This window comes from Pseudomonas sp. s4 (assembly GCF_046764235.1).
Taxonomy (GTDB): Bacteria; Pseudomonadota; Gammaproteobacteria; order Pseudomonadales; family Pseudomonadaceae; genus Aquipseudomonas; species Aquipseudomonas asiatica.
This window is the reverse complement of the sequence record NZ_CP177209.1, coordinates 5,370,127-5,395,330: the sequence shown is the minus strand read 5'-3', so window position 1 is coordinate 5,395,330 and position 25,204 is coordinate 5,370,127. Positions and strand designations below refer to the sequence as shown.

At 63.3% G+C, this 25,204-nt stretch carries 23 protein-coding genes and 1 pseudogene; 11 read left to right on the top strand and 13 right to left on the bottom strand.

Annotation, left to right across the window (positions count from 1 at the left end):
- Nucleotides 1–10 precede the first annotated feature (10 nt).
- The gene (locus ACK56M_RS25035) at nucleotides 11–616 is read right to left on the bottom strand and encodes a CDP-alcohol phosphatidyltransferase family protein (protein WP_015271813.1); all 606 of its coding nucleotides are present in this window, start codon (nucleotides 614–616) and stop codon (nucleotides 11–13) included.
- 133 nt (nucleotides 617–749) lie between these two features.
- Complete coding sequence (locus ACK56M_RS25030) at nucleotides 750–1,631, bottom strand: LysR substrate-binding domain-containing protein (protein ID WP_054572785.1); 882 nt, start codon at nucleotides 1,629–1,631, stop codon at nucleotides 750–752.
- A 77-nt stretch (nucleotides 1,632–1,708) separates the two neighbouring features.
- Here ACK56M_RS25030 and ACK56M_RS25025 point away from each other — a divergent pair, with 77 nt between their 5' ends.
- Complete coding sequence (locus ACK56M_RS25025) at nucleotides 1,709–2,473, top strand: sulfite exporter TauE/SafE family protein (protein WP_015271811.1); 765 nt, start codon at nucleotides 1,709–1,711, stop codon at nucleotides 2,471–2,473.
- Here ACK56M_RS25025 and ACK56M_RS25020 read toward each other — a convergent pair.
- Nucleotides 2,463–2,777 (bottom strand): putative quinol monooxygenase, encoded by a 315-nt coding sequence (locus ACK56M_RS25020; protein ID WP_003258316.1) that lies wholly within the window; start codon nucleotides 2,775–2,777, stop codon nucleotides 2,463–2,465. The two genes, ACK56M_RS25025 and ACK56M_RS25020, sit on opposite strands and share 11 nt — an antisense overlap.
- Before the next feature lie 156 nt (nucleotides 2,778–2,933).
- Here ACK56M_RS25020 and ACK56M_RS25015 point away from each other — a divergent pair, with 156 nt between their 5' ends.
- The 3 genes from ACK56M_RS25015 (at nucleotide 2,934) to ggt (ending at nucleotide 6,278) form a co-directional block, all read left to right on the top strand.
- Nucleotides 2,934–3,524, top strand: coding sequence for an NAD(P)H-dependent oxidoreductase (locus ACK56M_RS25015; RefSeq protein ID WP_411959124.1), 591 nt, complete (start codon nucleotides 2,934–2,936; stop codon nucleotides 3,522–3,524).
- Nucleotides 3,525–3,596: 72 nt separating this feature from the next.
- Nucleotides 3,597–4,493 (top strand): LysR family transcriptional regulator, encoded by an 897-nt coding sequence (locus ACK56M_RS25010; RefSeq protein ID WP_015271809.1) that lies wholly within the window; start codon nucleotides 3,597–3,599, stop codon nucleotides 4,491–4,493.
- A 117-nt stretch (nucleotides 4,494–4,610) separates the two neighbouring features.
- The gene (gene ggt, locus ACK56M_RS25005; RefSeq protein WP_411959123.1) at nucleotides 4,611–6,278 is read left to right on the top strand and encodes a gamma-glutamyltransferase; all 1,668 of its coding nucleotides are present in this window, start codon (nucleotides 4,611–4,613) and stop codon (nucleotides 6,276–6,278) included.
- A gap of 134 nt (nucleotides 6,279–6,412) precedes the next feature.
- On the opposite strand, the gene ACK56M_RS25000 is transcribed toward ggt, so the two are convergent.
- The 3 genes and pseudogenes from ACK56M_RS25000 to ACK56M_RS24990 form a co-directional block, all read right to left on the bottom strand.
- Nucleotides 6,413–7,117, bottom strand: coding sequence for a methyl-accepting chemotaxis protein (locus ACK56M_RS25000; RefSeq protein WP_406834074.1), 705 nt, complete (start codon nucleotides 7,115–7,117; stop codon nucleotides 6,413–6,415).
- Nucleotides 7,118–7,315: 198 nt separating this feature from the next.
- A pseudogene (locus ACK56M_RS24995) lies at nucleotides 7,316–8,197 on the bottom strand (methyl-accepting chemotaxis protein); the annotation flags it as partial.
- A 381-nt stretch (nucleotides 8,198–8,578) separates the two neighbouring features.
- Nucleotides 8,579–9,466 (bottom strand): neutral zinc metallopeptidase, encoded by an 888-nt coding sequence (locus tag ACK56M_RS24990; RefSeq protein ID WP_015271806.1) that lies wholly within the window; start codon nucleotides 9,464–9,466, stop codon nucleotides 8,579–8,581.
- 227 nt (nucleotides 9,467–9,693) lie between these two features.
- On the opposite strand from ACK56M_RS24990, the gene pcaH reads away from it, so the two are divergent.
- Together pcaH and pcaG are read left to right on the top strand one after the other, a co-directional pair.
- On the top strand, nucleotides 9,694–10,413 hold the full coding sequence (pcaH, locus tag ACK56M_RS24985; RefSeq protein WP_003251597.1) for a protocatechuate 3,4-dioxygenase subunit beta: 720 nt from the start codon (nucleotides 9,694–9,696) through the stop codon (nucleotides 10,411–10,413).
- Between the two features lie 10 nt (nucleotides 10,414–10,423).
- Nucleotides 10,424–11,029, top strand: a complete 606-nt coding sequence (pcaG, locus tag ACK56M_RS24980; RefSeq protein WP_015271805.1) for a protocatechuate 3,4-dioxygenase subunit alpha — start codon at nucleotides 10,424–10,426, stop codon at nucleotides 11,027–11,029.
- A gap of 127 nt (nucleotides 11,030–11,156) precedes the next feature.
- On the opposite strand, the gene trmA is transcribed toward pcaG, so the two are convergent.
- The 3 genes from trmA to ACK56M_RS24965 all read right to left on the bottom strand — a co-directional run bounded on the left by trmA (nucleotide 11,157) and on the right by ACK56M_RS24965 (nucleotide 15,036).
- The gene (gene trmA, locus ACK56M_RS24975) at nucleotides 11,157–12,242 is read right to left on the bottom strand and encodes a tRNA (uridine(54)-C5)-methyltransferase TrmA (RefSeq protein WP_015271804.1); all 1,086 of its coding nucleotides are present in this window, start codon (nucleotides 12,240–12,242) and stop codon (nucleotides 11,157–11,159) included.
- Nucleotides 12,239–13,534 (bottom strand): NCS2 family permease, encoded by a 1,296-nt coding sequence (locus ACK56M_RS24970; protein ID WP_015271803.1) that lies wholly within the window; start codon nucleotides 13,532–13,534, stop codon nucleotides 12,239–12,241. The genes trmA and ACK56M_RS24970 overlap by 4 nt, the downstream gene beginning before the upstream one ends.
- Nucleotides 13,535–13,815: 281 nt before the next feature.
- Nucleotides 13,816–15,036: an MFS transporter gene (locus ACK56M_RS24965; RefSeq protein ID WP_411959122.1), complete on the bottom strand. Its 1,221-nt coding sequence runs from the start codon at nucleotides 15,034–15,036 to the stop codon at nucleotides 13,816–13,818.
- Nucleotides 15,037–15,380: 344 nt separating this feature from the next.
- Between ACK56M_RS24965 and ACK56M_RS24960 the strand changes: the two genes are divergently transcribed.
- From ACK56M_RS24960 to ACK56M_RS24950, 3 genes are read left to right on the top strand one after another with little or no spacing between them, the layout of a single operon-like run.
- Nucleotides 15,381–16,817 (top strand): cytochrome ubiquinol oxidase subunit I, encoded by a 1,437-nt coding sequence (locus ACK56M_RS24960; protein WP_015271801.1) that lies wholly within the window; start codon nucleotides 15,381–15,383, stop codon nucleotides 16,815–16,817.
- A gap of 3 nt (nucleotides 16,818–16,820) precedes the next feature.
- Nucleotides 16,821–17,828 carry a cytochrome d ubiquinol oxidase subunit II gene (cydB, locus tag ACK56M_RS24955; RefSeq protein ID WP_013974219.1) on the top strand — a complete coding sequence of 336 codons (1,008 nt, stop codon included), beginning with the start codon at nucleotides 16,821–16,823 and terminating at the stop codon, nucleotides 17,826–17,828.
- A 9-nt stretch (nucleotides 17,829–17,837) separates the two neighbouring features.
- Nucleotides 17,838–17,993 carry a DUF2474 domain-containing protein gene (locus ACK56M_RS24950; RefSeq protein ID WP_013974218.1) on the top strand — a complete coding sequence of 52 codons (156 nt, stop codon included), beginning with the start codon at nucleotides 17,838–17,840 and terminating at the stop codon, nucleotides 17,991–17,993.
- 316 nt (nucleotides 17,994–18,309) lie between these two features.
- Here the strand turns inward: ACK56M_RS24950 and ACK56M_RS24945 are convergent, their stop codons facing one another.
- Both ACK56M_RS24945 and ACK56M_RS24940 read right to left on the bottom strand, forming a co-directional pair.
- On the bottom strand, nucleotides 18,310–19,434 hold the full coding sequence (locus tag ACK56M_RS24945) for a methyltransferase (protein ID WP_015271799.1): 1,125 nt from the start codon (nucleotides 19,432–19,434) through the stop codon (nucleotides 18,310–18,312).
- A gap of 96 nt (nucleotides 19,435–19,530) precedes the next feature.
- The gene (locus tag ACK56M_RS24940; RefSeq protein WP_015271798.1) at nucleotides 19,531–20,238 is read right to left on the bottom strand and encodes an autoinducer binding domain-containing protein; all 708 of its coding nucleotides are present in this window, start codon (nucleotides 20,236–20,238) and stop codon (nucleotides 19,531–19,533) included.
- Between the two features lie 212 nt (nucleotides 20,239–20,450).
- On the opposite strand from ACK56M_RS24940, the gene ACK56M_RS24935 reads away from it, so the two are divergent.
- Nucleotides 20,451–21,227, top strand: coding sequence for a ferredoxin--NADP reductase (locus tag ACK56M_RS24935; RefSeq protein ID WP_015271797.1), 777 nt, complete (start codon nucleotides 20,451–20,453; stop codon nucleotides 21,225–21,227).
- A 134-nt stretch (nucleotides 21,228–21,361) separates the two neighbouring features.
- Here ACK56M_RS24935 and mscL read toward each other — a convergent pair whose 3' ends face one another.
- Nucleotides 21,362–21,781: a large-conductance mechanosensitive channel protein MscL gene (gene mscL, locus ACK56M_RS24930; RefSeq protein WP_015271796.1), complete on the bottom strand. Its 420-nt coding sequence runs from the start codon at nucleotides 21,779–21,781 to the stop codon at nucleotides 21,362–21,364.
- Nucleotides 21,782–21,957: 176 nt separating this feature from the next.
- On the opposite strand from mscL, the gene radA reads away from it, so the two are divergent.
- The gene (gene radA / locus ACK56M_RS24925; protein ID WP_003251626.1) at nucleotides 21,958–23,328 is read left to right on the top strand and encodes a DNA repair protein RadA; all 1,371 of its coding nucleotides are present in this window, start codon (nucleotides 21,958–21,960) and stop codon (nucleotides 23,326–23,328) included.
- Between the two features lie 176 nt (nucleotides 23,329–23,504).
- On the opposite strand, the gene ACK56M_RS24920 is transcribed toward radA, so the two are convergent.
- Nucleotides 23,505–25,022 carry a nucleobase:cation symporter-2 family protein gene (locus ACK56M_RS24920; protein ID WP_013974213.1) on the bottom strand — a complete coding sequence of 506 codons (1,518 nt, stop codon included), beginning with the start codon at nucleotides 25,020–25,022 and terminating at the stop codon, nucleotides 23,505–23,507.
- Nucleotides 25,023–25,204 lie beyond the last annotated feature (182 nt).

The window sequence follows — 25,204 nt, the reverse complement described above, 5'->3', positions numbered from 1 at the left end:
GGCAGTGGGCTCAGCGGGTTTCGGCCAGCCCCTGGCGAACCCGGTTGTAGAGGGTATAGAGCGAGAGTGCGAGGATGACCAGCAACAAGCCGTTGAGCCAGGTGCCATTCAGCAGGCCTAGGGCGACACCGGTACCCAGCACACCGAAGGCAAAGGCCCGGTCGCTCTTGCCCATTGGGCCATCGTAGCGCCGTGAAGCACCGGCCAGTGGGCCCATGACACCGGCGTATTCGCTGAAGGTGGCGCTGAGCACCACGAGCACGACCAAGGTTGGCGATACACCGGCCAGCAGGGCGAAGGGCAGGTACAGCGCGGCATCGGCGATCACGTCGCACAGTTCGTTGAGGTAGGCACCGAGGGTGGATTGCTGGCCGAACTCACGGGCGAGCATGCCGTCGACGGCGTTCAGTGCCATGCGCAGCAGCATCCAGACTGGCACCAGAATGAACAGCCAGGTGAGATGGGGCAGGGCAGCCAGCAGCAGGCCCAGCAGGATCGACAGCAGGGCGGCGGCGACAGTGACCTGGTTGGCGGTGACACCGCGGTCGTGGAGGCGCTGGACAGCAGGGCGGAGCATGGCCTGGAAGCGCGGTTTGAGCTGGTAGATCGATGCCACTGGAAAGTCCTTTTCGGTGGTGCGATGGGAGGATTGTGTGCGAGCGGCTAAAAAAATGCACTTACTGTGCACGCTCCTACATCGATCGCGTTGGCTTCAAGTCATGCGCAGTACATGCAACATACTGATCGGGTCAGCGGGTGAGGGTGGTTACCAACCCTGCGGCATACCCCGGCAATGCCGCAAAATCGCGTGCACACACCAGCAACCGGCGATTGGCCCATGGTTCCGTCAGCGCCACCCAGTGCAACGGCAACACCCCTTGCCAACGCTTCACCGCAGCCAGCGGCACCACCCCCACCCCGGCCCCGCCCGCAACCATGCGGATCACGCCATCGAACCCTTCGGCACGCACCCGAACCCGCATGCGCCGCCCCTCGCGCAGCGCCTGCTCTTCCAGGTACAACGCCAGTGCACTGCCGGCACCCAGGCCGACATAGCCATGGGCCAGGCTATCGATAAAGCTCGGCGCTACCTCGCTGGCCAGTGGATGGCGCTGCGGCGTTACAAGCACCAGTGGGTCTTCGCGAAACGGCCGGGTCTGCAGGTGCTCGCTGGGGGCGGCGGTCGAAACTATGCCCAGGTCCGCCATGCCCTGGGTAATCGACTGCACGATGCGCAGGCTCGGCAACTCCTGCACATCCACGCTGACGCCTGGGTTTTCAGCCAGGTAGCCGGCCAGCAGCTCCGGCAGGTACTCCGTGAGTGCAGCCGTGTTGCACAGCAGGCGCACCTGGCCCTGCTGCCCTTGAACGTACTGGCCCAGGTCGAACTGCAGGCGCTCGACCTGCTGCGATATCAGCCGGGCATGCTGCAGCAGTGCCTGGCCGGCCAGAGTTGCTTGCACGCCACGGCGGTTGCGTTCCAGCAAAGGGATGCCCAGCGAAGCCTCCATGGCGCGGATCCGCGCACTGGCTGCTGCCAGCGAAAGATGGCTGCGGCTGGCACCGGCGGTGATGTTGCCGCACTCCAGGGTGTGCTGGAACAGCCTGAGGTCGATCAGATCGAAATGCATGTGGCTCTGTCCTGGCAAGAGTCTGGCTGAGTATATGGCAGATTTTCAGCCCGGCTGGCGCACGCCATTATCGGCCTATGAATACCTTGCTCGCTTTCTACCAGAACATTGGCCCAGCGCTGTCGCTGCTGGTGGTACTGACTTTCCTGCTGGCCGGCGCGGTGAAGGGCTTGATCGGCCTCGGCCTGCCGACAATCGCCATGGGCCTGCTGGGCCTGGCTATGTCACCGGCGCAGGCTGCGGCATTGCTGATTGTGCCTTCGACCCTCACCAACCTCTGGCAGCTGGCCAGTGGGGGGCACCTGCGGAGGTTGCTGGCACGCCTGTGGCCGATGCTGGCGATGATCTTCGTCGGTACCTTGCTGGGCAGCGCCTGGCTGGGGATCAACAGCGGCCCTTGGGCCGCACATGCACTGGGCGCGGCCTTGATGGTGTATGCGCTGTACGGGCTGGTCGGTCCGGGTCTGCGCCTGGCACCGGGGCGGGAGCCTTGGCTGGCGCCGCTTTGCGGGCTGGTCACGGGCGTGGTCACGGCGGCGACCGGGGTGTTCGTGATACCGGCTGTGCCCTACCTGCAGAGCCTGGGTTTGAATCGGGATCAGATGGTCCAGGCCCTGGGCCTGTCGTTCACGGTTTCGACCCTGGCCCTGGCCGTTGGCCTGGCCGGGCAGCATGTCCTGGGTGGCCAGGCGCTGGGTGCTTCGCTGCTGATGCTGGCGCCGGCCTTAGTCGGCATGCTGGCCGGCCAGTGGCTGCGTCAGCGCATCAGTACGCCGCTGTTCAAACGGTGCTTCTTCATCGGCCTGGCCGCGCTCGGCGGCCATTTGCTGATCAGCGGTTAGCGCTTGATGCGCTGAGCATGTCGATCATCTGGATGTCGAAATCGCGTTCCAGGTAGTCCATGCGTTTTTCGAAGAACGCGGTCATGTGCGGCAGTGCCGAATGCACATCCAGCGCTGCCTTGTCGGCCCAGACCTCGAAGAACACGAACAGGCTCGGGTCCTGCTTGTCGCGCAGCATGTGGTACTCGATGCAGCCCGGCTCCTGGCGGCTTGGCTCGACGTAAGCGCGGAACAGCGTTTCGAACGCTTCAGCCATTTCCGGGCGGGTCTTGGCTTTGAGGATGAAGGCGTACTGCTCACTCATGGGTCGCTACTCGGTGATGGGAGGTGATGCGATTCTAAGGCAATAATGCATTATTGATTCGTGACTTCAGGTCAATTGTATTTTGCCGCTGCATTACTGTATCCCGCGCCCGCGAGCCCCTAACCTGCCGGCCTGAATTTTTTCCGCGAGGCCCGCATGAAGAAGATCCTTTTGCTCAACGGTGGTAAACAGTTCGCCCACTCCGACGGTCGTCTGAACACGACCTTGCACGAAGCGGCCATCGCTCACCTGGACCGGGCCGGTTTCGATGTACGCCAGACCTTCATCGACGGTGGCTATGATGCCCAGGAAGAGGTGGAGAAGTTCCTCTGGGCCGATGTGGTCATCTACCAGATGCCCGGCTGGTGCATGGGTGCGCCATGGACCGTTAAAAAGTACATCGACGAGGTGTTCACCGCCGGCCACGGTAGCTTGTATGCCAACGACGGCCGTACCCGTGCGGACCACTCGCAGAAGTACGGCAGTGGTGGCCTGGTGCACGGCAAGCAGTACATGCTTTCGCTGACCTGGAATGCACCGCAGCAGGCATTCGACGACCCTAGCGATTTCTTCGAGGGCAAGGGGGTGGACGCGGTGTACTTCCCATTCCACAAGGCCAACCAGTTCCTCGGCATGACCGGGTTGCCGACTTTCCTGGCGGTGGATGTGATGAAGCGGCCTGATGTGCCGGCTGCTTTGGCAGCCTATGAGGCGCATCTGGACAAGGTGTTTGGCAAGGCACAGTAAGGTTTTTCTGTGCTGGACTTGGCCTAGACAAGCGGCTATCTATTCCGGCAGAGACCAACCGCAGGCGCAGATGTGAAAACCCGATCCGAAGAGCTCCAGGTATTCGTCACCGTCATCGACTGCGGCTCGATTTCCGCTGCTGCCGAGCAGATGGGCCAGACCCCGTCTGCCGTCAGCCGTACCCTGTCGCGCCTTGAAGGCAAGCTGGGTACCACGCTGGTCAACCGCACCACCCGGCGCATGGACCTGACCGAGGAGGGCCGCTTCTTCCTCGAGCGCGCGCGGTTGATCCTGGAACAGATGGACGAGATGGAAGAGCGACTGTCGATGAACCGCCAGACCCCTACCGGGCGCCTGCGCATCAACGCCGCCGCGCCGTTCATGCTGCATGCCATCCTGCCGTGGATCGGCGAGTTCCGCCGCCAATACCCTGGTATCGAACTGGAACTCAATACCGACGACTTGATCATCGACCTGCTGGAGCAAAGCACCGATGTGGCGATCCGCATCGGTGAACTGGCCGACTCCAGCCTGCACGCACGCAGCCTGGGATGCAGCCCGGTACAGGTGCTGGCCAGCCCGGCCTACCTCGAGCAACACGGCACGCCGCAGCGGGTCGAGGACCTGGCCAACCACTGCCTGCTCGGCTTCAGCCAGCCCGAATCGCTCAACCATTGGCCACTGCGCCATGCCCAGGGGGACCGCTGGAGCATTCGCCCGTCGCTGATCGCCTCCAGCGGCGAGACCTTGCGCCAATTGGCGCTGGCCGGCGAGGGCATCGTCAGCCTGTCGCACTTCATGACCCACGAGGACATTCGCGCCGGGCGCCTGCAAGTGCTGCTGAGCGAAGCCAACAACGGCTATCGCCAGCCGATCCATGCGGTGTACTACCGCAACACCCAGCTGGCGCTGCGTATCCAGTGCTTCCTCGATTTCATCCAGCGCAAGTTGGCGATGTACGCCAGCTGAGTTGCCTGAACGCGACAGGTCCTGTCCACGGGCGGCGAAACTTCCTGCGGTTGATTGCACAGTCGAAGCGCTTCGGCCTTACTGACTGCTCAACAAAAACAACACCAAGGAAGTGTCATGCGTATTGCTCCGTTCCAGTACCTGGCTCTCGCAGCCGCGATCCTGAGCTGTTCCTCGGTTCATGCCGCCAACCTTGAGGGCGGCGCGGTGGCCGCGCCCGATCAATATGGTGCACAGGTGGCCGCCGACATCCTCAAGAAAGGCGGCAACGCGGTGGATGCGGCAGTGGCCACGGCTTTCACCCTGGCGGTTACTTATCCCGAGGCCGGCAACATCGGTGGTGGCGGGTTCATGACCCTGTTCGTCGACGGCAAACCTTACTTCCTCGACTACCGCGAAGTCGCGCCCCAGGCCGCCACGCGCAACATGTACCTGGACGAAAAGGGTGAGGTCATCGAAAACCTCAGCCTGGTCGGGGCACGTGCTGCTGGCGTTCCGGGCACGGTGATGGGTTTGTGGGAGGCGCATCAGAAGTTCGGCAAGCTGCCCTGGAGCGAACTGCTGACCCCGGCCATCGGCTATGCGAAAAACGGCTTCAAGGTTGCGGCCAAGCAGTACCAGTACCGCAACGACGCCCAGGGCATGTTCAAGACCGCGACCAATTTCAACGACTACTTCGGCAACATGAAGGTCGGCGAGCTGTTCAAGCAACCGGAAATGGCCCAGACCCTGGAGCGCATCGCCGACAAGGGCGTGAGCGAGTTCTACCAGGGCAAGACTGCAGACCTGCTGGTGGCGCAGATGCAGTCCGACAAGGGCCTGATCACCAAACAGGACCTCAAGGACTACAAAGCCGTATGGCGTGAGCCGATGGCCGTGAGCTGGCGTGGCAACGTGGTGTATACCGCACCACCGCCTAGCTCCGGTGGTGTCGCCCTGGCCCAGCTGCTGGGTATCAAGGAAAACCGGGCGGCGGACTTCAAGGGTGTAGCGCACAACTCGGCGCAGTACATACACCTGTTGGCCGAGATCGAGAAGCGCGTTTTCGCCGACCGCGCCGACTACCTTGGCGACCCGGCCTTCACCAAAGTGCCGGTGGATCAGCTGGTGGCCAAGGACTACCTGGCCAAGCGCGCCGCGCAGGTCAACCCGAAGGCCATTTCCGATACCGACAAGGTCAAGCCGGGCCTGGAACCGCACCAGACCACGCACTTCTCGATCGTCGACAAGCAGGGCAATGCGGTCAGCAACACCTACACCCTCAACCTCGACTACGGCAGCGGTGTGGTGGTGAAAGGCGCCGGCTTCCTGCTCAACGACGAGATGGACGATTTCAGCGCCAAGCCGGGGGCGGCGAACGCCTTTGGTGTAATAGGTGGCGATGCCAATGCTATCGCCCCGGGCAAGCGCATGCTGTCGTCCATGAGCCCCAGCCTGATGACCCGCGATGGCAAGGTCGAGCTGGTCATCGGCACTCCGGGTGGCTCGCGGATCTTCACCTCGATCTTCCAGGTGATGAACAACCTGTACGACTATGACATGCCGCTGGACAAGGCGGTGGCGGCGCAGCGCGTGCACCATCAGTTGCTGCCCAAGGACACCATCTACTTCGACAGCTATGCGCCGCTGACCGGGCCGGTGGCTGATGAACTGAAGAAGATGGGCTATGTGCTGGAGGACCAGGGCTGGGAGATGGGGGATATCCAGGCGATCCGGGTTGATGGGACGAAGCTGGAGACCGCTTCGGATCCGCGTGGGCGTGGGGTAGGGATGGTCATCAAGTAAGCGGTCGTCAGTGCCGGCCCTATCGCCGGCAAGCCAGCTCCCACAGGTACGGCGCAGCCCCGAGGCTTGTGCTATTCCTGTGGGAGCCTGGCTTGCCGGCGATGGGCCGCAAAGCGGCCCCCGGGGTCTTCAGGTCAGACGCGGAACTGGCTGACCAACGTCTGCAACTGCCCACCCAACCGCGCCAACTCCACGCTGGACGCCGCCGTTTCGTCACTGGCCGCCGCCGTCTGCTCCGACACATCGCGCACATTCAGGATGCTGCGGCTGATCTCCTCCGCCACCGCACTCTGCTGTTCCGCCGCCGCGGCAATCTGCTGGTTCATCGACTGGATGCTCGACACCGTGCTGGTGATGCTCTCCAGCGAAGCCCCGGCCTTGCGCGCCAACTCGACGCTGCTGTCGGTCAGGGTACGGCTGCCGTGCATGGCCGTAGCCACTTGCTGGGTCCCATGCTGCAGGCTGGCGATCAGTTCTTCGATCTCTTCGGTGGATTTCTGCGTGCGTTGGGCCAGGCCGCGCACTTCATCGGCAACCACGGCAAAACCACGGCCTGCCTCGCCAGCACGCGCCGCCTCGATCGCTGCGTTCAGCGCCAGCAGGTTGGTCTGTTCGGCCACCGACTTGATCACGTCCATCACGCTGCCGATCTTCTGGCTTTCCTGCTGCAACAGGTTCATGGCTTCGGTGGAACGGTGCATTTCTTCGGCCAGACGTTCGATCTGGCCAATTGCTTCGCCTACCACGCGGTCGCCGGCACGGGCTTCGTCATCGGCACCGGTGGCAGCATGCGAGGCCTGCTCGGCATTGCGTGCCACTTCCTGAACGGTAGCGGCCATTTCGTGCATTGCGGTGGCCACCTGGTCGGTCTCGACCTTCTGGCTGTTGGCGCCGGCGCTGGTCTGCTCGGTCACTGCCGACAATTCCTCGGCAGCGCTGGCGATCTGGGTGACGCCATCGCGGATGCCGCTGATCAGCTCGCGCAAAGTGGTGCCCATGCGGGCGATGCCTTGTTGCAGCACGCCCAGTTCGTCGCGGCGGGTGACGCGCAGGTGCTGGGTGAGGTCGCCGCTGGCGATCTTTTCAACTGCCACCATGGTGTCGCGCAATGGGCGGGTGATCTGCCGGGTGATCAGCACTGCCGCCAGCACGCCGACCAACAGCGCCAGCAGCGTGGCGATGGCCTGCAGGCTGCGGGCCTGGGTACTTTCCATGTCGCGGCGCTGCAGCTGGATCTGGTACAGAGCGTCGCTGCGCTTGACGATGTCGGCACCCTGAACGGTCATCTCGGCGCGCGCAGTGGTGATGTTGGCGACCGCATCGCGGAATTGACGCACGGCTTCACGGTAGGCCAGCACCGAGCCTTCGAACTGTCGCAGGCGCGTGTCTTCGGCCGGCAGCTGGCGCTTGAGGTTGTCGATTTCGGCCAGGGCGGTGTCCAGCTGGCGCAGGGCTGCCTGCTCGTTGGCAGCGCTGTTTTCGGCAATGTAGCCGCGTACGTCGATGCGCACCTGCAGCAGTTGCTGGCGGGCCTTGCTGATCAGCTGGTACTGGGCCAGGCGCACGCTGTCGGCTTCGGGGCGCGCCATGACTTCCTGGCTGAGGGCGTCCATGGCCTGGTCGGCACGGCTGGCCGAGCCGTCCATGGCCGTGCGCGCGGTGCGGGTGGCATCGTAGCCCTGGCGCATCTTGTTCAGCGACACCTTGTAGGCGCTGATGGTCTCGCCCAGTTCACCCAGCAGCTTGATGTTTTCCGGGCTCTTGAAGGTGCTGGCCAGGTAGGCCTGTTGCTTGCTGAAGGCGTCAAGCTTGGTCTGGGTGTTGGCGGCGGCAGCATCGTCACCGTTGGCGATCATGTACTGCAGGCGCGCAATGCGCAGGTCGGTCAGGTCCTTGTTGAGCTGGCCGATATCGCCCATCCAGTTGCTGCGGTCAATCAGGCTGCCCAGGCTGGTCCAGCCGGTCAGGGCCAGCAGGCCGGTGAGGATCAGTACCAGGCCGAAGCCCAGGCCGAGTTTGAGGTTGACGCTGATGTTGGCGAACCAGCTGTTCATGCACGCTCTCCAGAAGTTGTTTTCGCTCGCTTGATCTTCGATCGCCAGGCGTTGTTGTTCTGGATGCCCGCTGATTCGTGCAGGGGTTATCGGCAGTGATGGAGGAAGCTGAAACGCTTTTTCAGCAGATTTGTAACTGGCTTGATTGGGGCTGCCTTGCAGCCCTTCGCGGTGGATGGCACCGGCTTTGCCGGTGTTCGCGGCTAAAGCCGCTCCTACAGGGATCGCGTCGGTTTTGGAAGCTATTCAAAGGTTGCGCGCGCTGAAGGTATCGCAGCGGTTCACCTCACCCTCGGCAAACCCGGTCTTGAACCAGCGCACCCGTTGCGCTGAGGTGCCGTGGGTGAACGAGTCTGGTACCACGCGCCCGCGGCCTTGCTGCTGCAGGCGGTCATCGCCGATGGCATTGGCCGCGTTCAGGGCCTCTTCGACGTCGCCCGGCTCCAGCCAGTTCAGGCGCTTCTGCGCCTGGTAGGCCCATACACCGGCCAGGCAGTCGGCCTGCAGTTCCTGACGCACCAGCAGGCCATTGTCGCCTTCCATGCGCTGGCCGCTGCGGCGCGCGGCATCGACCTTGGCCGACACGCCCAGCAGGGTCTGCACGTGATGGCCGATTTCGTGGGCGATCACGTAGGCCTGGGCAAAGTCGCCGGCGGCGGCGAAGCGGGTTTCCATTTCGCGGAAGAACGACATGTCCAGGTAGACCCGTTGGTCTGCCGGGCAGTAGAACGGCCCCACCGCCGCCGAGGCAAAGCCACAGGCCGAATTGACCTGGCCGCTGAACAGCACCAGCTTGGGGTCGCGGTACTGCTTGCCGCCCTCGGCGAACAGGGCTTTCCAGGTGTCTTCGGTATCGCCCAGGATCGAGGCGACGAACTCGGCCTGCTGGTCGTTGGCCGGCGGCGCCTTGCCGCCCGCGCTGCTCGGTGCCTGCTGTTGTTGTTGCTCCATCTGGCCGGCGAGCTGGCCAAGAATCTGCAACGGGTCCTGGCCGGTGAGCCAGCCGATGCCGACAATCAGCAGCACCGCACCAAGCCCTAGCCCCTTGCCGCCGCCGAAACGCATGCCGCCGCCACCACCTTCGCCTCGGGCATCGACCACATTGTCGCTGCGTCGACCTTTTCGCCAATCCATGAATACTCTCCGGAGCGTGAAACAAGAAGACAAAGATTAGTCCACGACAGCGGCGAGTGTCAGGCCAAGGTGCTTATGCATAACCAAATGGTTATGTTTGATGTGGCTGATTTCAATATTCATTGCGCGCTACCTGCCTGAAACTGCATGTGGGAGCGGGCTTGCCCGCGACAGGGTTTCAAATAATCCCCCCGCGCATTTCCATAATTCCAAGAGAGGAAACCGGCATGCCCGCCCAGGACAACAGCCGCTTCGTGATCCGTGATCGCAACTGGCACCCGAAAGCTCTTACGCCTGACTACAAGACGTCCATTGCCCGTTCGCCACGCCAGGCACTGGTCAGCATCCCGCAGTCGATCAGCGAAACTACCGGCCCGGACTTTTCCCACCTGGGCTTCGGCGCCCATGACCATGACCTGCTGCTGAACTTCAACAACGGCGGCTTGCCGATCGGCGAGCGCATCATCGTTGCCGGCCGTGTCGTCGACCAGTACGGCAAGCCTGTGCCGAACACCCTGGTGGAAATGTGGCAAGCCAACGCCGGCGGCCGCTACCGTCACAAGAACGACCGCTACCTGGCGCCGCTGGACCCGAACTTCGGTGGCGTCGGCCGCTGCCTGACCGACCGTGATGGCTACTACAGCTTCCGCACCATCAAACCGGGCCCGTACCCATGGCGCAACGGCCCGAACGACTGGCGCCCGGCGCACATCCACTTCGCCATCAGCGGCCCGTCGATCGCCACCAAGCTGATTACCCAGCTGTACTTCGAGGGTGACCCGCTGATCCCGATGTGCCCGATCGTCAAGTCGATCGCCAACCCGCAAGCCGTGCAGCAGTTGATCGCCAAGCTCGACATGAGCAACGCCAACCCGATGGACTGCCTGGCCTACCGCTTCGACATCGTGCTGCGCGGCCAGCGCAAGACCCACTTCGAAAACTGCTGAGGACCCCGCCATGCCAATCGAACTGCTGCCGGAAACCCCTTCGCAGACCGCCGGCCCCTACGTACACATCGGCCTGGCCCTGGAAGCGGCCGGCAACCCGACCCGCGACCAGGAAATCTGGAACCGCCTGGCCAAGCCGGACGCGCCGGGCGAGCACATCCTGCTGATCGGCCAGGTGTATGACGGTAACGGCCACCTGGTGCGCGATTCGTTCCTGGAAGTGTGGCAAGCCGATGCCAACGGCGAGTACCAGGATGCCTACAACCTGGAAAACGCCTTCAACAGCTTTGGCCGCACTGCCACCACCTTCGATGCAGGTGAATGGACCCTGCACACGGTCAAGCCGGGTGTGGTGAACAACGCTGCGGGCGTGCCGATGGCGCCGCACATCAACATCAGCCTGTTTGCCCGGGGGATCAACATCCACCTGCACACGCGGCTGTATTTCGATGACGAGGCCGAGGCCAATGCCAAGTGCCCGGTGCTCAACCTGATCGAGCAGCCGCAGCGGCGCGAGACCCTGGTGGCCAAGCGTTGCGAGGTGGACGGGAAGACGGCATATCGCTTCGATATCCGTATTCAGGGGGAAGGGGAGACGGTGTTCTTCGACTTCTGAGTTGGACCTCGGGGGCCGCTTTGCGGCCCATCGCGACACAAGGCCGCTCCTACAGGGAATCGCGTTCCTCCTGTAGGAGCGGCCTTGTGTCGCGATGGGCTGCAAAGCAGCCCCGGCGATCTGAAGGTCAGCGCCGAACCAGCAAAACCCCACTCTCCATATGGTGGGTATACGGGAACTGGTCAAACAACGCACACCGCTCGATGCGGTGAGTGTCCTGCAGCTGGGCAATGTTCGCCGCCAGCGTCTCCGGGTTGCACGAGATGTACAGGATCCGCTCGAAACGCCGGGTCAGCTCGCAGGTATCCGGGTCCATCCCCGCCCGCGGCGGGTCGACGAACACCGTACCGAACTCGTAGCTCTTAAGGTCGATGCCTTCCAGCCGGCGGAACGGCCGCACCTCATTCAGCGCCTGGGTCAGCTCTTCTGCCGACAGGCGCACCAGCCGCACGTTATCTACAGCGTTCTCGTCGAGGTTGCTCAGCGCGGCATTGACCGAGGTCTTGCTGATTTCCGTGGCCAGCACCTGGCGCACGCGGGTGGCCAGCGGCAGGGTGAAGTTGCCGTTGCCGCAGTAAAGCTCCAGAAGGTCGTCCTTGCGTTCGCCCATGGCCTCGAAGGCCCAGCTCAGCATCTTCTGGTTCACCGCGCCGTTGGGCTGGGTGAACGCGCCTTCCGGCTGGCGGTAGCTGAACACACGGCCAGCGACTTCGAGTTTTTCCACCGCGTAGTCTCGGCCGATGACCAGGCGTTTGCCCTTGGAGCGGCCGATAATGCTGACGCCCAGGTCTTCGGCCAGCTGCCGTGCGGCCGTTTCCCACGCCTCGTCCAGCGGGCGGTGGTAGCACAGGGTGACCATGGCATCGCCAGCCAGGGTGGTGAGGAACTCCACCTGGAACAGGCGGTTGCCCAGCTCCTCGCTGGCCTGCCAGGCCGCCTTCAGGCGCGGCATCAGTGCATTGATGCGCTGGCTGGCGATAGGGAAGTCCTCGATCAGGATCGCCTTGTGCTTCTCGCCCGGGGCGAACATGGCGTAGTGGCGCTGGCCATCCTCGCGCCACAGGCGGAATTCGGCGCGCAGGCGGTAATGCTCGCGCGGCGAGTCGAAAACAGCCGGCTCCGGCGCGCCGAACGGCGCCAGCAGCTCGCGCAGCCGGGCCACCTTGGCGTCCAGCTGGGTGGTGTAGGAGGAGGGGTCGAAAGCAGCACTCATGCGTTGAACCAGCCCAGCTTGATGACGAACAGGATGGAAAGGATCACCAGGGCCGGGTTCAGGTCGCGGTGGCGGCCGGAGATCAGCTTGACGGCGGTCCAGGAAATGAAGCCGAAGGCGATGCCGTTGGCGATCGAGTAGGTCAGCGGCATGGCCAGGGCGGTCACCACCACCGGTGCGGCTTCGGTGACATCGTCCCAGTTTATTTCTGCCAGGCCCGAGGCCATCAGCACCGCGACGAACAGCAGCGCCGGGGCGGTGGCGAAGGCCGGCACGCTACCGGCCAGCGGGGCGAAGAACAGCGCCAGCAGGAACAGCACGGCGACCACGATGGCGGTCAGGCCGGTGCGGCCACCGGCGCTCACGCCCGCGGCAGATTCGATGTAGCTGGTAGTGGTCGAGGTGCCCAGCAGGGAACCGGCCATGGCGGCGGTACTGTCGGCGATCAGGGCACGGCCCATTTTCGGCATGTGGCCGTCCTTGCCCATCAGCCCGGCGCGCTTGGCCACACCGATCAGGGTGCCGGAGTTGTCGAACAGGTCGACGAACAGGAAGGCGAAGATCACGCTGACCAGGCCCACGTCCAGCGCGCCGGCGATGTCCAGTTGCAGGAAGGTCGGGGCCAGCGAAGGCGGCATGGAGACCACGCCGCCGAAGGGCGTCACGCCCATCAGGATCGAGGCGATGGTTACGGCGAGAATGCCGATCAGCACGGCACCGCGCACTTTCAGCGACTCAAGGCCGACGATCAGGAAGAAGCCCAGGGTGGCGAGGATCGGTGCCGGCTGCTTGAGGTCGCCCAGGCCCACCAGGGTGGCTGGGTTATCGACGACGATGCCTGCGTTATGCAGGGCGATCAGTGCCAGGAACAGGCCGATACCCGCGGCAATGGCCGAACGCAGCGGCAGCGGGATGCTGTTCACGATCCATTCGCGGATGCGGAAGATCGACAGCAGGAAGAACATCACCGCCGACAGGAACACCGCACCCAGTGCCACCTGCCAGGTGTGGCCCATGTGCAGGACCACGGTGTAGGTGAAGAACGCGTTCAGGCCCATGCCCGGCGCCAGGGCGATCGGGTAGTTGGCGATCAGGCCCATGGTCACCGAGCCGATGGCCGCGGCCAGGCAGGTGGCGACGAAGATCGCGCCCTTGTCCATGCCGGTCTCGCCGAGGATGCTCGGGTTGACGAACAGGATGTAGGCCATGGCCAGGAAGGTGGTGACGCCCGCGAGAATCTCGGTGCGCACATTGGTGTTGTGTGCTTTTAGTTGAAACAGCCTTTCCAGCATGCCCGCTCCCCAAGGCGCCCCCGGCGCCATGAATATATCGACCCCATCAGCAAAGCACAGACCGTACCGGTTGCCGTGGTTTTGTGTGGGGCGGAAAAAAGCCGCGCATCATACCAGCATGCTCGGCGGGGGCCTATGGCCGTTGGGGAATGGGTTCTCTATAGCCTGTACCGGCCCTATCGCCGGCAAGCCAGCTCCCACAAGTACTGCACAGGGTTCGGAAACTGTGGTGTACCTGTGGGAGCTGGCTTGCCGGCGATAGGGCCAGAACAGGCCTACGATCAACCGTTATGCAATCGATCTCGCTTGGCCAGTGTCGGGAACAGCTTTATCCACACCCCAGTCACCAACAAAGTGCCCACCCCACCCAGCACCACCGCCGGCACTGTGCCAAACCAGTGCGCGGTCACCCCCGATTCGAACTCGCCGAGCTGATTCGAGGCACCAATGAACAAGCCGTTCACCGCACTCACCCGCCCGCGCATTTCATCCGGCGTCTCCAATTGCACGAAAGCGCCGCGGATGACCATGCTGATCATGTCCGCCGCGCCCAGCACCACCAGCACTGCCAGCGAGAACCAGAACGAGGTAGACAGGCCGAAGGCAATGGTCGCCACGCCGAACACGCCCACTGCCGTGAACATGGTCCGCCCCACGTTGCGCTCGAACGGGAAGCGCGCCAGCCACAGCGACATCAGCAACGCCCCCACCGCTGGCGCAGAGCGCAGCAGGCCGAGGCCCAGCGGGCCGGTCAGCAGGATGTCCTTGGCGAACACGGGCAGCAGCGCGGTGGCCCCACCCAGCAGTACGGCGAACAGGTCCAGCGAGATGGCGCCGAGGATGTCGGGCCGGCTGCGGATGAAGCGGATGCCGGCCAGCAACGATTCGATGCTGGCGCGCCCGCGCTGTGCCACCTGGCCGCGTGCCTGCAGGCTCAGGGTCAGCACGCAGGCGATGGCGTAAAGGGCCACGGTGGGGCCGTATACCCAGATGCTGCCGAAGGCATACAGGAAGCCGCCTACCGCCGGCGCCACGATGGTTGCCGATTGGGTGGCCGATGCCGAAGCCGCCACCGCGCGTGGGAAGAGCCCGGCTGGTACCACGTTGGGCAGCAGCGCCTGGGTCGCCGGCATTTCGAACGAACGCGTGGCACCGAGCAGGAAGGCAAGAGCAAAGATCAGCTCGCGGGTAACGTTGTCGGTGGCACTGCCCAGCGCCAATGCCAGGGCTATCAGCCCCTGCAGGCTCTGGCACAGCGCAGCGACCTTGCGCCGGTCATAGCGGTCGGCGACATGCCCGGTGTGCAGCATGAACAGCACCCGTGGGGCGAATTCGACCAGGCCGACCAGGCCCAGGTCCAGCACATTGCCGGTCAGCTGGTAGAGGTGCCAGCCAATGGCCACGGTGAGCATCTGGAAGCCGCTGGCGGTGAACACGCGGGCCAGCCAGAAGGCCAGGAAAGGGCGGTGGTGACGCAGCAACTGCGGTGCGGAATCGGACATCGGAAACCAGGGGCCTCGGCGCAGTAGAGGGGGGCGCAGCGTATCATCTGTTTGTAACAAACAGTTACTGTTTGCCGGGGACGGCACTTTTTCTCGTCTCATGAAAGGGGGTGGGGCAACCGGTCACGCGGCAATCAACCACACGGCCCGGCGGGCCATTCAGGACTATGCTTCCTAGCAATCGTTGATCTGGGTCAATCGTTCCAGATGTAACGATCGGGCCCTTGGGCCGAAATCCCTGCGATCGAACAGAACAATTCCAACGCGCCGCACTCGACTACCGTGGGGGCAGTGGGCGACGGGGCCAGCGGCCCGGACGCCGGATTATCTGAAGAGGAAGCACCATGTTCGGAATAGAGGCCTTAGAGCTCGCCCGAATGCAGTTTGCCTTTACCGTGTCGTTCCATATCCTGTTCCCGGCCATCACCATTGGCCTGGCGAGCTACCTGGCAGTCCTCGAAGGCCTCTGGCTGCGGACCAACAACCAGGTCTACCGTGACCTCTATCACTTCTGGTCGAAAATCTTCGCCGTCAACTTCGGCATGGGGGTGGTCTCCGGCCTGGTCATGGCCTACCAGTTCGGTACCAACTGGAGTCGTTTCTCAGACTTCGCCGGCGCTATCACCGGCCCGCTGCTCACCTACGAGGTATTGACCGCGTTCTTCCTCGAGGCTGGCTTCCTGGGGGTCATGCTGTTTGGCTGGAACCGTGTCGGCCGTGGCCTGCACTTCTTCTCCACGGTGATGGTGGCGCTCGGCACCTTGGTCTCGACCTTCTGGATCCTCGCCTCCAACAGTTGGATGCAGACCCCGCAAGGTCACGAGATCATCGACGGCCGGGTTGTGCCGGTGGACTGGCTGGCAGTGGTATTCAACCCCTCGTTCCCCTACCGCCTGATGCACATGGCCACTGCCGCGTTCGTTTCCACCGCGTTCTTCGTCGGTGCCTCGGCGGCCTGGCACCTGCTGCGCGGGCGTGACAACCCGGCCGTGCGCAAGATGCTGTCGATGGCCATGTGGATGGCGCTGATCGTCGCCCCGATCCAGGCGGTGATCGGTGACTTCCATGGCCTGAACACTCTCAAGCACCAGCCGGTGAAAATTGCCGCGATCGAAGGCCACTGGGAGAACGTGCCCGGCGAGCCGACCCCGCTGATCTTGTTCGGCATCCCCGACATGCAGGCCGAAACCACCCGCTTCAAGCTCGAGATCCCGGCACTCGGCAGCCTGATCCTGACCCACAGCCTGGACAAGCAGGTGCCGGCGATGAAGGAGTTTCCGCCCGAAGACCGGCCCAACTCGACCATCGTCTTCTGGTCGTTCCGGATCATGGTCGGGCTGGGTTTCCTGATGATCTTCGTCGGCCTGTGGAGCCTCTGGCTGCGCAAGCGCGGCACGCTTTACACCTCGCGGCCGTTCCTGTACGTGGCCCTGTGGATGGGCCCTTCCGGGTTGATCGCGCTGCTGGCCGGCTGGTTCACCACCGAAATCGGCCGCCAGCCTTGGGTGGTGTATGGCCTGATGCGCACCGCAGACGGTGTGTCCAACCATAGCTACGCCCAGCTCGGCTTCACCCTGGTGGCCTTCGTGGTCGTGTACTTCGCCCTGTTCGGCACCGGCCTTGGCTACATGATGCGCCTGGTGCGCAAAGGGCCGCGGACCGGTGAGGGAGACGAGCACAACCCTGGTGGCCCTGGCACCAAACGCACGCCGGCGCGACCGCTGTCCGCCGCCGATGATGGCCGAGAGGCCAACTCCGCCAGCCTGAGCAAGGGGAACTGAGCCATGGGTATCGACCTTCCGCTGATCTGGGCCGTGATCATCATCTTCGGCGTCATGATGTACGTGGTGATGGATGGTTTCGACCTGGGGATCGGCATGCTCTTCCCGTTCGTCAAGGGCGAGCATGACCGTGATGTGATGATGAACACCGTCGCCCCCGTTTGGGATGGTAACGAGACCTGGCTGGTGCTGGGCGGTGCCGGGCTGTTCGGGGCGTTCCCGATGGCTTACTCGGTAGTGCTGGAGGCCCTGTACCTGCCATTGATCCTGATGCTGATCGGTCTGATCTTCCGCGGCGTGGCCTTCGAGTTCCGCTTCAAGGCCAAGGCCGACAAGCGCCACATCTGGGACAAGGCGTTCATCTGGGGCTCGTTGATCGCCACCTTCTTCCAGGGCGTGGCGCTGGGTGCGTTCCTCGAAGGCTTCAAGGTGGTCGACCGGCATTTCGCCGGTGGCACCCTTGACTGGCTGACCCCGTTCAGCCTGTTCTGTGGCCTGGGGCTGATCGTTGCCTACACCCTGCTGGGCTGCACTTGGCTGATCATGAAGACCGAAGGGTCGCTGCAGCAGAAGATGCACGACATTGCCCGGCCGCTGGCGCTGGTGCTGCTGGTGGTGATCGGCATTGTCAGCCTGTGGACACCGATCGCCTACCCGCAGATCGCCGAGCGCTGGTTCAGCATGCCTAACCTGGTCTGGTTCATGCCGGTGCCGATCCTGGTGCTGGTAACCTTCTACGGGTTGCTAAAGGCGGTGGCGCGCAATGCGCACTACACGCCGTTTCTGCTGACGTTGGTGCTGATCTTCCTCGGCTACAGCGGCCTGGGCATCAGCCTGTGGCCGAACATCATCCCGCCGTCGATCTCGATCTGGGATGCCGCGGCGCCACCGCAGAGCCAGGGCTTCATGCTGGTGGGCACACTGTTCATCCTGCCGTTCATCCTCATGTATACCTTCTGGAGCTACTACGTGTTCCGCGGCAAGGTGACCCATGAAGACGGCTATCACTAGGAGGGCTGCATGATGACCGGCAAGCCTGGCTTGGAGGAGAAGAAACCCCTGTGGCAGCGGTTGGGCTGGCTGCTGCTGATCTGGGCGATGAGCGTGGCGGCCCTGGGCGTGGCGGCCTACGTGATGCGCCTGTTCATGGGGGCTGCGGGGCTGACCACCCATTGAGGTAAGCCTGCTCTGGCCCTATCGCCGGCAAGCCAGCTCCCACAGGTAAGTCACTGTCCTTGAATGCAGTGCAGTACCTGTGGGAGATTACCCAGCCCTTTTGGGCTGCGCTGTCGCGCAGAGAACAAATATCGCTCGTTTGACGCGGCCTTTGTAGGAGCAGCCTTGTGCTGCGAAGAGGCCGGTACAAGCAACAGACAGGCTTTGTCAGTACCGGCCTCTTCGCAGCACAAGGCTGCTCCTACAGAACCTCGCCGAACCAATGAGTCATGTGTTGTTTGAGAGCTGGCTTGCCGGTGATAGGGCCGGTACAGGCTTACTTGCGGGCTTTCAGGATAACGAACTTGGGCGTTGCCGCCACCTGCTCCACCCCCCGGAACAACCGCGCCAGCTTGCTGTGATAGCCCAGGTGCCGGTTACCCACGATATACAGCGCCCCACCCACCACCAACGCTTCACGCGCCTGCTGGAACATGCGCCAGGCGAGGAAATCGCCCACCACCTGCTGCTGGTGGAACGGCGGGTTGCACAGCACCACATCCAGCGACTGCTTCTCTACCCCCGCCAACCCATCGGCTGCCTCGAACACCGCCGGGCGCTCGCCCAACGCGGCCTGCCAGTTCTCCCGCGCAGATTGCACCGCCATGTACGACTCGTCGACCAGGGTGTATTGGGCATCCGGGTTGGCCAGGGCGCTGGCTATCGCCAGCACGCCGTTGCCGCAGCCCAGGTCCGCCACTCGCGCGCGGCCCAGTTCGCGGGGCAGGTGCGGCAGGAACGCCCGCGTGCCGATATCGAGCCCCTCCCGGCAGAACACGTTGGCGTGGTTGAGCAGCTCCAACGCCGGCGCGTCGAGGCGGTAGCGGCTAGGGTAGGGCGAGCGGGCGACCGGCCGTTCGGCCACCGTCGCGGTCAGCAAGCGGGCCTTTTTCTGCGCCAGCGAGGCTTGCACCGGGCCGATGTACTTCTCCATCAGGTCTCCGGCCGCCCGTGGCAGGTGCTTTATCATCGCCCCGGCAATCACCTGCGCACCGGGTGCCAGGTGGCCCTGCAGGCGGATCAGCTGTTCTTCGAGCAGGGCCAGGGTCTTGGGCACGCGCACCAGTACCCGGTCGAACGGGCCTTGCCAATGTTCGCTGGCCGGCACGAACGGCACGCTGTCGAACGGCAGGCCATTGCGTGCCAGGTTCTTTTCCAGTGCCAGGTGCGCCAGGTGCGAATCGCCACTGCTGACCACCTGCAGCTTGCCTGCCAGGCTGGCGGCCAGGGCGCCGAAGCTGTCATTGAGCACCAGCACCCGGCAGTCGGCCCCTGGGGCCTGTTCGTGCAGCTGCGCAAGCAGGTACTCGTCGGCGGCATCGAAAGCCTGCAGCGGGTCGTTGGCCTGTTCCGGCTGGCGGATCAGGTCGAGTTCGGCGTAGGGGGTGGTCAACAGGGGCATGGCGTCTGGCTCGGGTACGAAACTGCCCGTTGCGGTTCGCCCCGGGCTTTGCCGGGCGATTCTACAGGGCTTTGCCCAAGGTCGCAGGTTTGAAGGTCAGATCCAGCCACGCATGACGGCGATGGCGATGGCGCCGGCCTTGTTGGCGGCGTTGGTCTTGGTGATGACACTGCGGATATGGAAGTTCACCGTGCTTTGCGACAGTGACAGGATGCAGGCGCACTCGGCGGCGGTCTTGCCGGCGGCCGACCATTTCAGCACTTCCAGCTCCCGCTCGCTCAGTTTCGGCTGCGGCGGGCATAGTGCAGTGAGGTGATGTGCGCTGATCACCTCATGCAGTTTGTGACTCAACCACTGCACATTGCCGGCCTTTCTGTAAAGTTCGACAATACTGATGGGCCTGGTGGACCTGGCCACGCTTATCTGGCTTTCGTTGTGCTGCTGGTCATGCAATGACTGCGTCCAGCCATGGCGCAAACCGCTCTGGCAGGCAGCTTCACGAAATAGCGGAGCCCCGCGATACAGGTCATCGGTCCATAGCACAGGCATGGTGGATTTGTGGCTCAAATCGGCAGCCGGGTCCTGCTTGTGCAGGTCATCGCGCTGGTAGCGCTCGATCCATTCTTGGGGGTAGTTGCTGTACAGGAACAGGTGGGGTGTTTGCGTAGCGATCTGGATGCGAATGTTCAACCCCAGGTACTCCATGCCCAGATCCTGCACCATATGTACGGCCATGCCGAACAACTTCTGTGGGCAGCGTTCGGCGTCGAACGCACGAAGATACTCGGGTTTCCAGTGGCGCATCTGAAATACTCCTAGAGCCTCAGGTCCAGTCCGTTTGGGTGCCCGCATGATTGTAGGAAAAGACCTACCAATGTGCTGAGATTTTTTTGTTATAGCGGTCAGGATCCGATGCGACTTGGGCAGGATCGCCGCAGACGAGGCCCTACAAAGCAGTGGTTTTTATCCGCGTCACTTTGCGCGACACTGTGCGTACGCCAAACCTGGAGCCCGATATGACCGCTAGCGCCGAAAAGTTCACCCGCCAGACCCTGCTCGATGTTCAGCCACTCACGCCGAACCTCTTCAGCCTGCGGGTTACGCGCGATGCGGGGTTCCGCTTCCGTTCCGGCCAGTTTGCCCGCCTGGGTGTGACCAAGGCTGATGGCAGTGTGGTGTGGCGCGCTTATTCCATGGTCAGCGCGCCCCATGACGAGCACCTCGATTTTTTCTCCATCGTGGTGCCAGGCGGGGAGTTCACCAGCGAACTGAGCCGGCTGGGGGCAGGCGATACCCTGCTGATCGACCGCCAGGCCTTCGGCTTCCTTACCCTCGACCGCTTCGTTGGTGGCCGTGACCTGTGGTTGCTGGCGACCGGTACTGGTATTGCGCCGTTCATGTCGATCCTGCAGGACTTCGAGGCCTGGGAGCGTTTCGACAACATCAAGCTTGTGTACTCGGTGCGCGAAGCGAAAGAGCTGGCCTATGTGGACGAGATTGCCGGGCTGGAGCAGCGCGATTACCTGTCCGAATTCGCCGGCAAGTTGCAGTTCATTCCGGTGGTGACCCGTGAACAGCACCCAGGGGCGTTGAACCAGCGGATTACCACGCTGATCGAGAATGGCGAGCTGGAGAAGGCGGCGGGGCTGGAACTGTCGCCGGAACATTCGCGGGTGATGCTGTGTGGCAACCCGGAGATGATTGATGAGACGCGCAAGGTACTGAAGGCGCGCGACCTGCAATTGAGCCTGAGCAAGCGGCCGGGGCAGGTGGCTGTGGAAAACTACTGGTAAGGCCGTTGGGGCCGCTTTGCGGCCCATCGCGACACAAGGCCGCTCCTACAGGAACCGCGATTCCTGGGAGATGCAAAAACCTTGTAGGAGCGGCCTTGTGTCGCGATAGGGCTGCAAGGCAGCCCCCGGCAATCTCAAGGCAAGCGGTTCTGGTTCTGCGCCTTGAGAAGGTCGCGAATCTCGGTCAGCAAGGTCTCTTCTGCAGTCGGCACAGGCGGTGCAGTCGGCGCCACGGCCTCTTCACGCTTGAGCTGGTTGATCGCCTTCACCCCCATGAAGATGGCAAAGGCCACGATCAGGAAGTCGATCACGGTCTGGATGAACTTGCCATACGCCAGCATCACCGCCGGAACGTCACCTTCGGCAGCCTTCAGGGTAATTGCCAGGTCGCTGAAGTCCACGCCACCGATCAACAGGCCCAATGGCGGCATGACCACGTCACCGACGAAAGACGAGACGATCTTGCCGAAGGCCGCGCCGATGATGATACCAACCGCCATGTCGACGACATTGCCTTTGACCGCGAAGGCCTTGAATTCACTGATCATGCCCATGTTTGGTTCCTTGTAACAAAAGGTAAGGTTTACGCAGTGTAAGCCACTCAAACGCTTCATGCGTTGTGTTCAGGGCCACAGACCGCTGTTAGAACGAATAGTTTTGTCGCATCCCGAGGCGTTCGAGGCACGTCCAGCTCGGCTATCATGGCGGTTTTTTCCAGGAGACCCCAGCCATGGCCAAGGCCAAGCGCTTGTATGGCTGCACCGAGTGCGGTGCGACCTTCCCCAAATGGGCCGGCCAGTGTGGCGAATGCGGGGCCTGGAACACCCTGGTCGAGACCATGATCGAAAGCGGCGGTGCCGCTGCGCCCAGTAGCGGCCGTGCGGGCTGGACCGGGCAGCAGGCGCAGATCAAGACCCTGGCCGAAGTCAGCGTCGAGGAGATCCCGCGCTTCACCACCAGCAGCACCGAACTGGACCGCGTGCTGGGCGGTGGCCTGGTGGATGGCTCGGTGGTGTTGATCGGTGGTGACCCCGGCATCGGCAAATCGACCATCCTGCTGCAGACCTTGTGCAACATTGCCGTGGGCATGCCGGCGCTGTATGTGACCGGCGAGGAGTCGCAGCAGCAGGTGGCCATGCGCTCCCGGCGCCTGGGCCTGCCCCAGGACCAGCTCAAGGTGATGACCGAAACCTGCATCGAGACCATCATCGCCACGGCCCGCGTCGAGAAACCGCGGGTCATGGTGATCGACTCGATCCAGACCATTTTCACCGAGCAGCTGCAATCGGCACCCGGCGGCGTGGCCCAGGTGCGCGAAAGCACGGCGTTGCTGGTGCGCTACGCCAAGCAGAGCGGCACGGCGATCTTCCTGGTCGGCCATGTGACCAAGGAAGGTTCGCTGGCCGGCCCGCGGGTACTCGAGCACATGGTGGACACCGTGCTGTATTTCGAGGGCGAGTCCGATGGCCGCCTGCGCCTGCTGCGGGCAGTCAAGAACCGCTTTGGCGCGGTCAACGAGCTGGGTGTGTTCGGCATGACCGACCGGGGCCTGAAGGAGGTGTCCAACCCCTCGGCGATCTTCCTCAACCGCACCCAGGAGGAAGTACCGGGCAGCGTGGTGATGGCGACCTGGGAGGGCACCCGGCCGATGCTGGTGGAGGTGCAGGCGCTGGTCGACGACAGCCACCTGGCCAACCCGCGCCGGGTGACCTTGGGCCTTGACCAGAATCGCCTGGCAATGTTGCTGGCGGTGCTGCACCGCCACGGCGGTATTCCCACCCATGACCAGGACGTGTTCCTCAACGTGGTGGGTGGGGTGAAGGTGCTGGAAACCGCTTCTGACCTGGCGTTGCTGGCGGCGGTGATGTCCAGCCTGCGCAACCGGCCCCTGGCCCATGGCCTGCTGGTGTTTGGCGAGATCGGCCTGTCTGGCGAGGTACGGCCGGTGCCCAGTGGTCAGGAGCGTTTGAAGGAGGCCGCCAAGCATGGTTTCAAGCGGGCCATCGTGCCCAAGGGCAATGCCCCGAAAGAGGCTCCGGCCGGGTTGCAGGTGATTGCCGTTACCCGGCTGGAGCAGGCTCTGGATGCGTTGTTCGAATAGTTTGTCGCCTGTACCGGCCTCTTCGCGGGCACGCCCGCTCCCACAGGATCACCTCAGTCTCCGAAACTTGTGCAGTCCCTGTGGGAGCGGGCGCGCCCGCGAAGAGGCCGGTACAGGTAAATGAAAAAGGGGCCGACGATGCGCATCGGCCCCCCACCTCACCGCTCAGTCAGCGGTCAATGCTCGGCAACCGCACTGCGCCTGACCGTTTCATTGCCATGCTCGTCCAGTTCCAGCATCGGCACCTCATTACCCTCGGCATCGAACAGCTTGCCATCCTTGAAGTAGTCGCCATCACGCAGCGCTGAAATGTCCGAGTACTGGATGGTGCGCTCGTACGCGGCGGCAAACACCGACTGCTGGTCCGAGTTGCCGGCGGTGAAGTGGTTGAAGATCAGGTTCAGCAGGATGGCCATGATCGCCGCCGAGCTGATGCCCGAGTGGAAGATGGTCTCGAACCAGTTCGGGAAGTGGTGGTAGAAGGTCGGTGCGGCAATCGGGATCATGCCGAAGCCCAGCGAGGCAGCGACGATGATCAGGTTGACGTTGTTCTTGTAGCTGACCTTGGACAAGGTGCGGATACCGCTGGCTGCCACGGTGCCGAACAGCACGATGCCCGCGCCACCCAGTACCGGAGTAGGGACTGCGGCAATCACCCGGCCCATGATCGGCAGCAGGCCGAGCACCACCAGGATCAAGCCACCGGTGGCCACCACGTAGCGGCTCTTGACCCCGGTCACGGCTACCAGGCCGACGTTCTGGGCGAACGCGCTCTGGGTGAACGAGCCGAAGATTGGCGCCAGGATGCTCGATGCCATGTCGGCGCGCAGGCCATTGCCCAGGCGTTTGGAGTCGACCTTGGTGTCGATGATCTCACCCACGGCGAGGATGTCGGCCGAGGTTTCCACCAAGGTCACCATGATCACGATGCACATCGACAGGATCGCGGCGATGTGGAATTCCGGCATGCCGAAATGGAACGGCGTGGGGAAGGCGAACATCGGGCCCTCTGTGACCTTGCTGAAGTCGGCCATGCCCAGCGCCCAGGCGATCAGGGTGCCGACCACCATGGCCAGCAGGATCGACAGGCGTGAAATCGCCGCGCTGCCCAGCTTGCTCAGCAGCAGCACGATGGCGAAGGTCAGGGCCGCCAGGCCGATGTTGGCCACGCTGCCGAATTCCGGCGAGGCGCTGTTGCCACCCATCACCCAGCGAGCGGCCACGGGCATCAGGGTCAGGCCGATGGTGGTGATGACGATGCCGGTCACCAGCGGCGGGAAGAACTTGGTGATGCGCGAGAACACCGGGGTGATCAGAAAGCCGATCAGCGATGCTGCCATGACCGCACCGAGCACGCCCGGCAGGCCACCGCCGCCCTCGCTGCTGAGGATTGCACCCATGGTTGCCACACCGGCGAACGAAACGCCCTGCACCAGCGGCAACTGGCAGCCGAAGAACGGCAGACCGAGGGTTTGCAGCAGGGTGGCCAGGCCACCGGCAAACAACGAAGCGGCGATCAGCATGCCGATTTCGGCACCGTTCAGGCCCGCGGCCTGCCCCAGGATCAGGGGTACCGCGACGATCCCCCCGTACATGGTCAGCACATGCTGCAGACCATAGGCCAGGTTGGCACCAAGGCCGAGGTTTTCATCCTCGGGGCGCTTGGCGGGAGACGTGCTAGGGGACGTAGTCATGGAGCAGGCTCTCTGTTTATTGTTGTGGTGCTACTGTAGACACTTCCTACAAATGATTGCCACAAGAATTGTATACAATATTTTGATCGGAGCGCGCACAAGAGCGCCCGCAAGGTGTGCGAGAGCTCAATGCAGAAGGCGTACCAACTTGTCAGAGGCTGTGCTAGAGGGGTGTGTACAAA

Coding starts and splice junctions, on each gene's coding strand:
- ACK56M_RS25030 (WP_054572785.1), bottom strand. CDS start 1,631: ATGCATTTCGATCTGATCGACCTCAGGCTGTTCCAGCACACCCTGGAG.
- ACK56M_RS25025 (WP_015271811.1), top strand. CDS start 1,709: ATGAATACCTTGCTCGCTTTCTACCAGAACATTGGCCCAGCGCTGTCG.
- ACK56M_RS25020 (WP_003258316.1), bottom strand. CDS start 2,777: ATGAGTGAGCAGTACGCCTTCATCCTCAAAGCCAAGACCCGCCCGGAA.
- ACK56M_RS25015 (WP_411959124.1), top strand. CDS start 2,934: ATGAAGAAGATCCTTTTGCTCAACGGTGGTAAACAGTTCGCCCACTCC.
- ggt (WP_411959123.1), top strand. CDS start 4,611: ATGCGTATTGCTCCGTTCCAGTACCTGGCTCTCGCAGCCGCGATCCTG.
- ACK56M_RS25000 (WP_406834074.1), bottom strand. CDS start 7,117: ATGGCCGCTACCGTTCAGGAAGTGGCACGCAATGCCGAGCAGGCCTCG.
- ACK56M_RS24990 (WP_015271806.1), bottom strand. CDS start 9,466: ATGGATTGGCGAAAAGGTCGACGCAGCGACAATGTGGTCGATGCCCGA.
- pcaH (WP_003251597.1), top strand. CDS start 9,694: ATGCCCGCCCAGGACAACAGCCGCTTCGTGATCCGTGATCGCAACTGG.
- pcaG (WP_015271805.1), top strand. CDS start 10,424: ATGCCAATCGAACTGCTGCCGGAAACCCCTTCGCAGACCGCCGGCCCC.
- trmA (WP_015271804.1), bottom strand. CDS start 12,242: ATGAGTGCTGCTTTCGACCCCTCCTCCTACACCACCCAGCTGGACGCC.
- ACK56M_RS24970 (WP_015271803.1), bottom strand. CDS start 13,534: ATGCTGGAAAGGCTGTTTCAACTAAAAGCACACAACACCAATGTGCGC.
- ACK56M_RS24965 (WP_411959122.1), bottom strand. CDS start 15,036: ATGTCCGATTCCGCACCGCAGTTGCTGCGTCACCACCGCCCTTTCCTG.
- ACK56M_RS24960 (WP_015271801.1), top strand. CDS start 15,381: ATGTTCGGAATAGAGGCCTTAGAGCTCGCCCGAATGCAGTTTGCCTTT.
- cydB (WP_013974219.1), top strand. CDS start 16,821: ATGGGTATCGACCTTCCGCTGATCTGGGCCGTGATCATCATCTTCGGC.
- ACK56M_RS24950 (WP_013974218.1), top strand. CDS start 17,838: ATGATGACCGGCAAGCCTGGCTTGGAGGAGAAGAAACCCCTGTGGCAG.
- ACK56M_RS24945 (WP_015271799.1), bottom strand. CDS start 19,434: ATGCCCCTGTTGACCACCCCCTACGCCGAACTCGACCTGATCCGCCAG.
- ACK56M_RS24940 (WP_015271798.1), bottom strand. CDS start 20,238: ATGCGCCACTGGAAACCCGAGTATCTTCGTGCGTTCGACGCCGAACGC.
- ACK56M_RS24935 (WP_015271797.1), top strand. CDS start 20,451: ATGACCGCTAGCGCCGAAAAGTTCACCCGCCAGACCCTGCTCGATGTT.
- mscL (WP_015271796.1), bottom strand. CDS start 21,781: ATGGGCATGATCAGTGAATTCAAGGCCTTCGCGGTCAAAGGCAATGTC.
- radA (WP_003251626.1), top strand. CDS start 21,958: ATGGCCAAGGCCAAGCGCTTGTATGGCTGCACCGAGTGCGGTGCGACC.
- ACK56M_RS24920 (WP_013974213.1), bottom strand. CDS start 25,022: ATGACTACGTCCCCTAGCACGTCTCCCGCCAAGCGCCCCGAGGATGAA.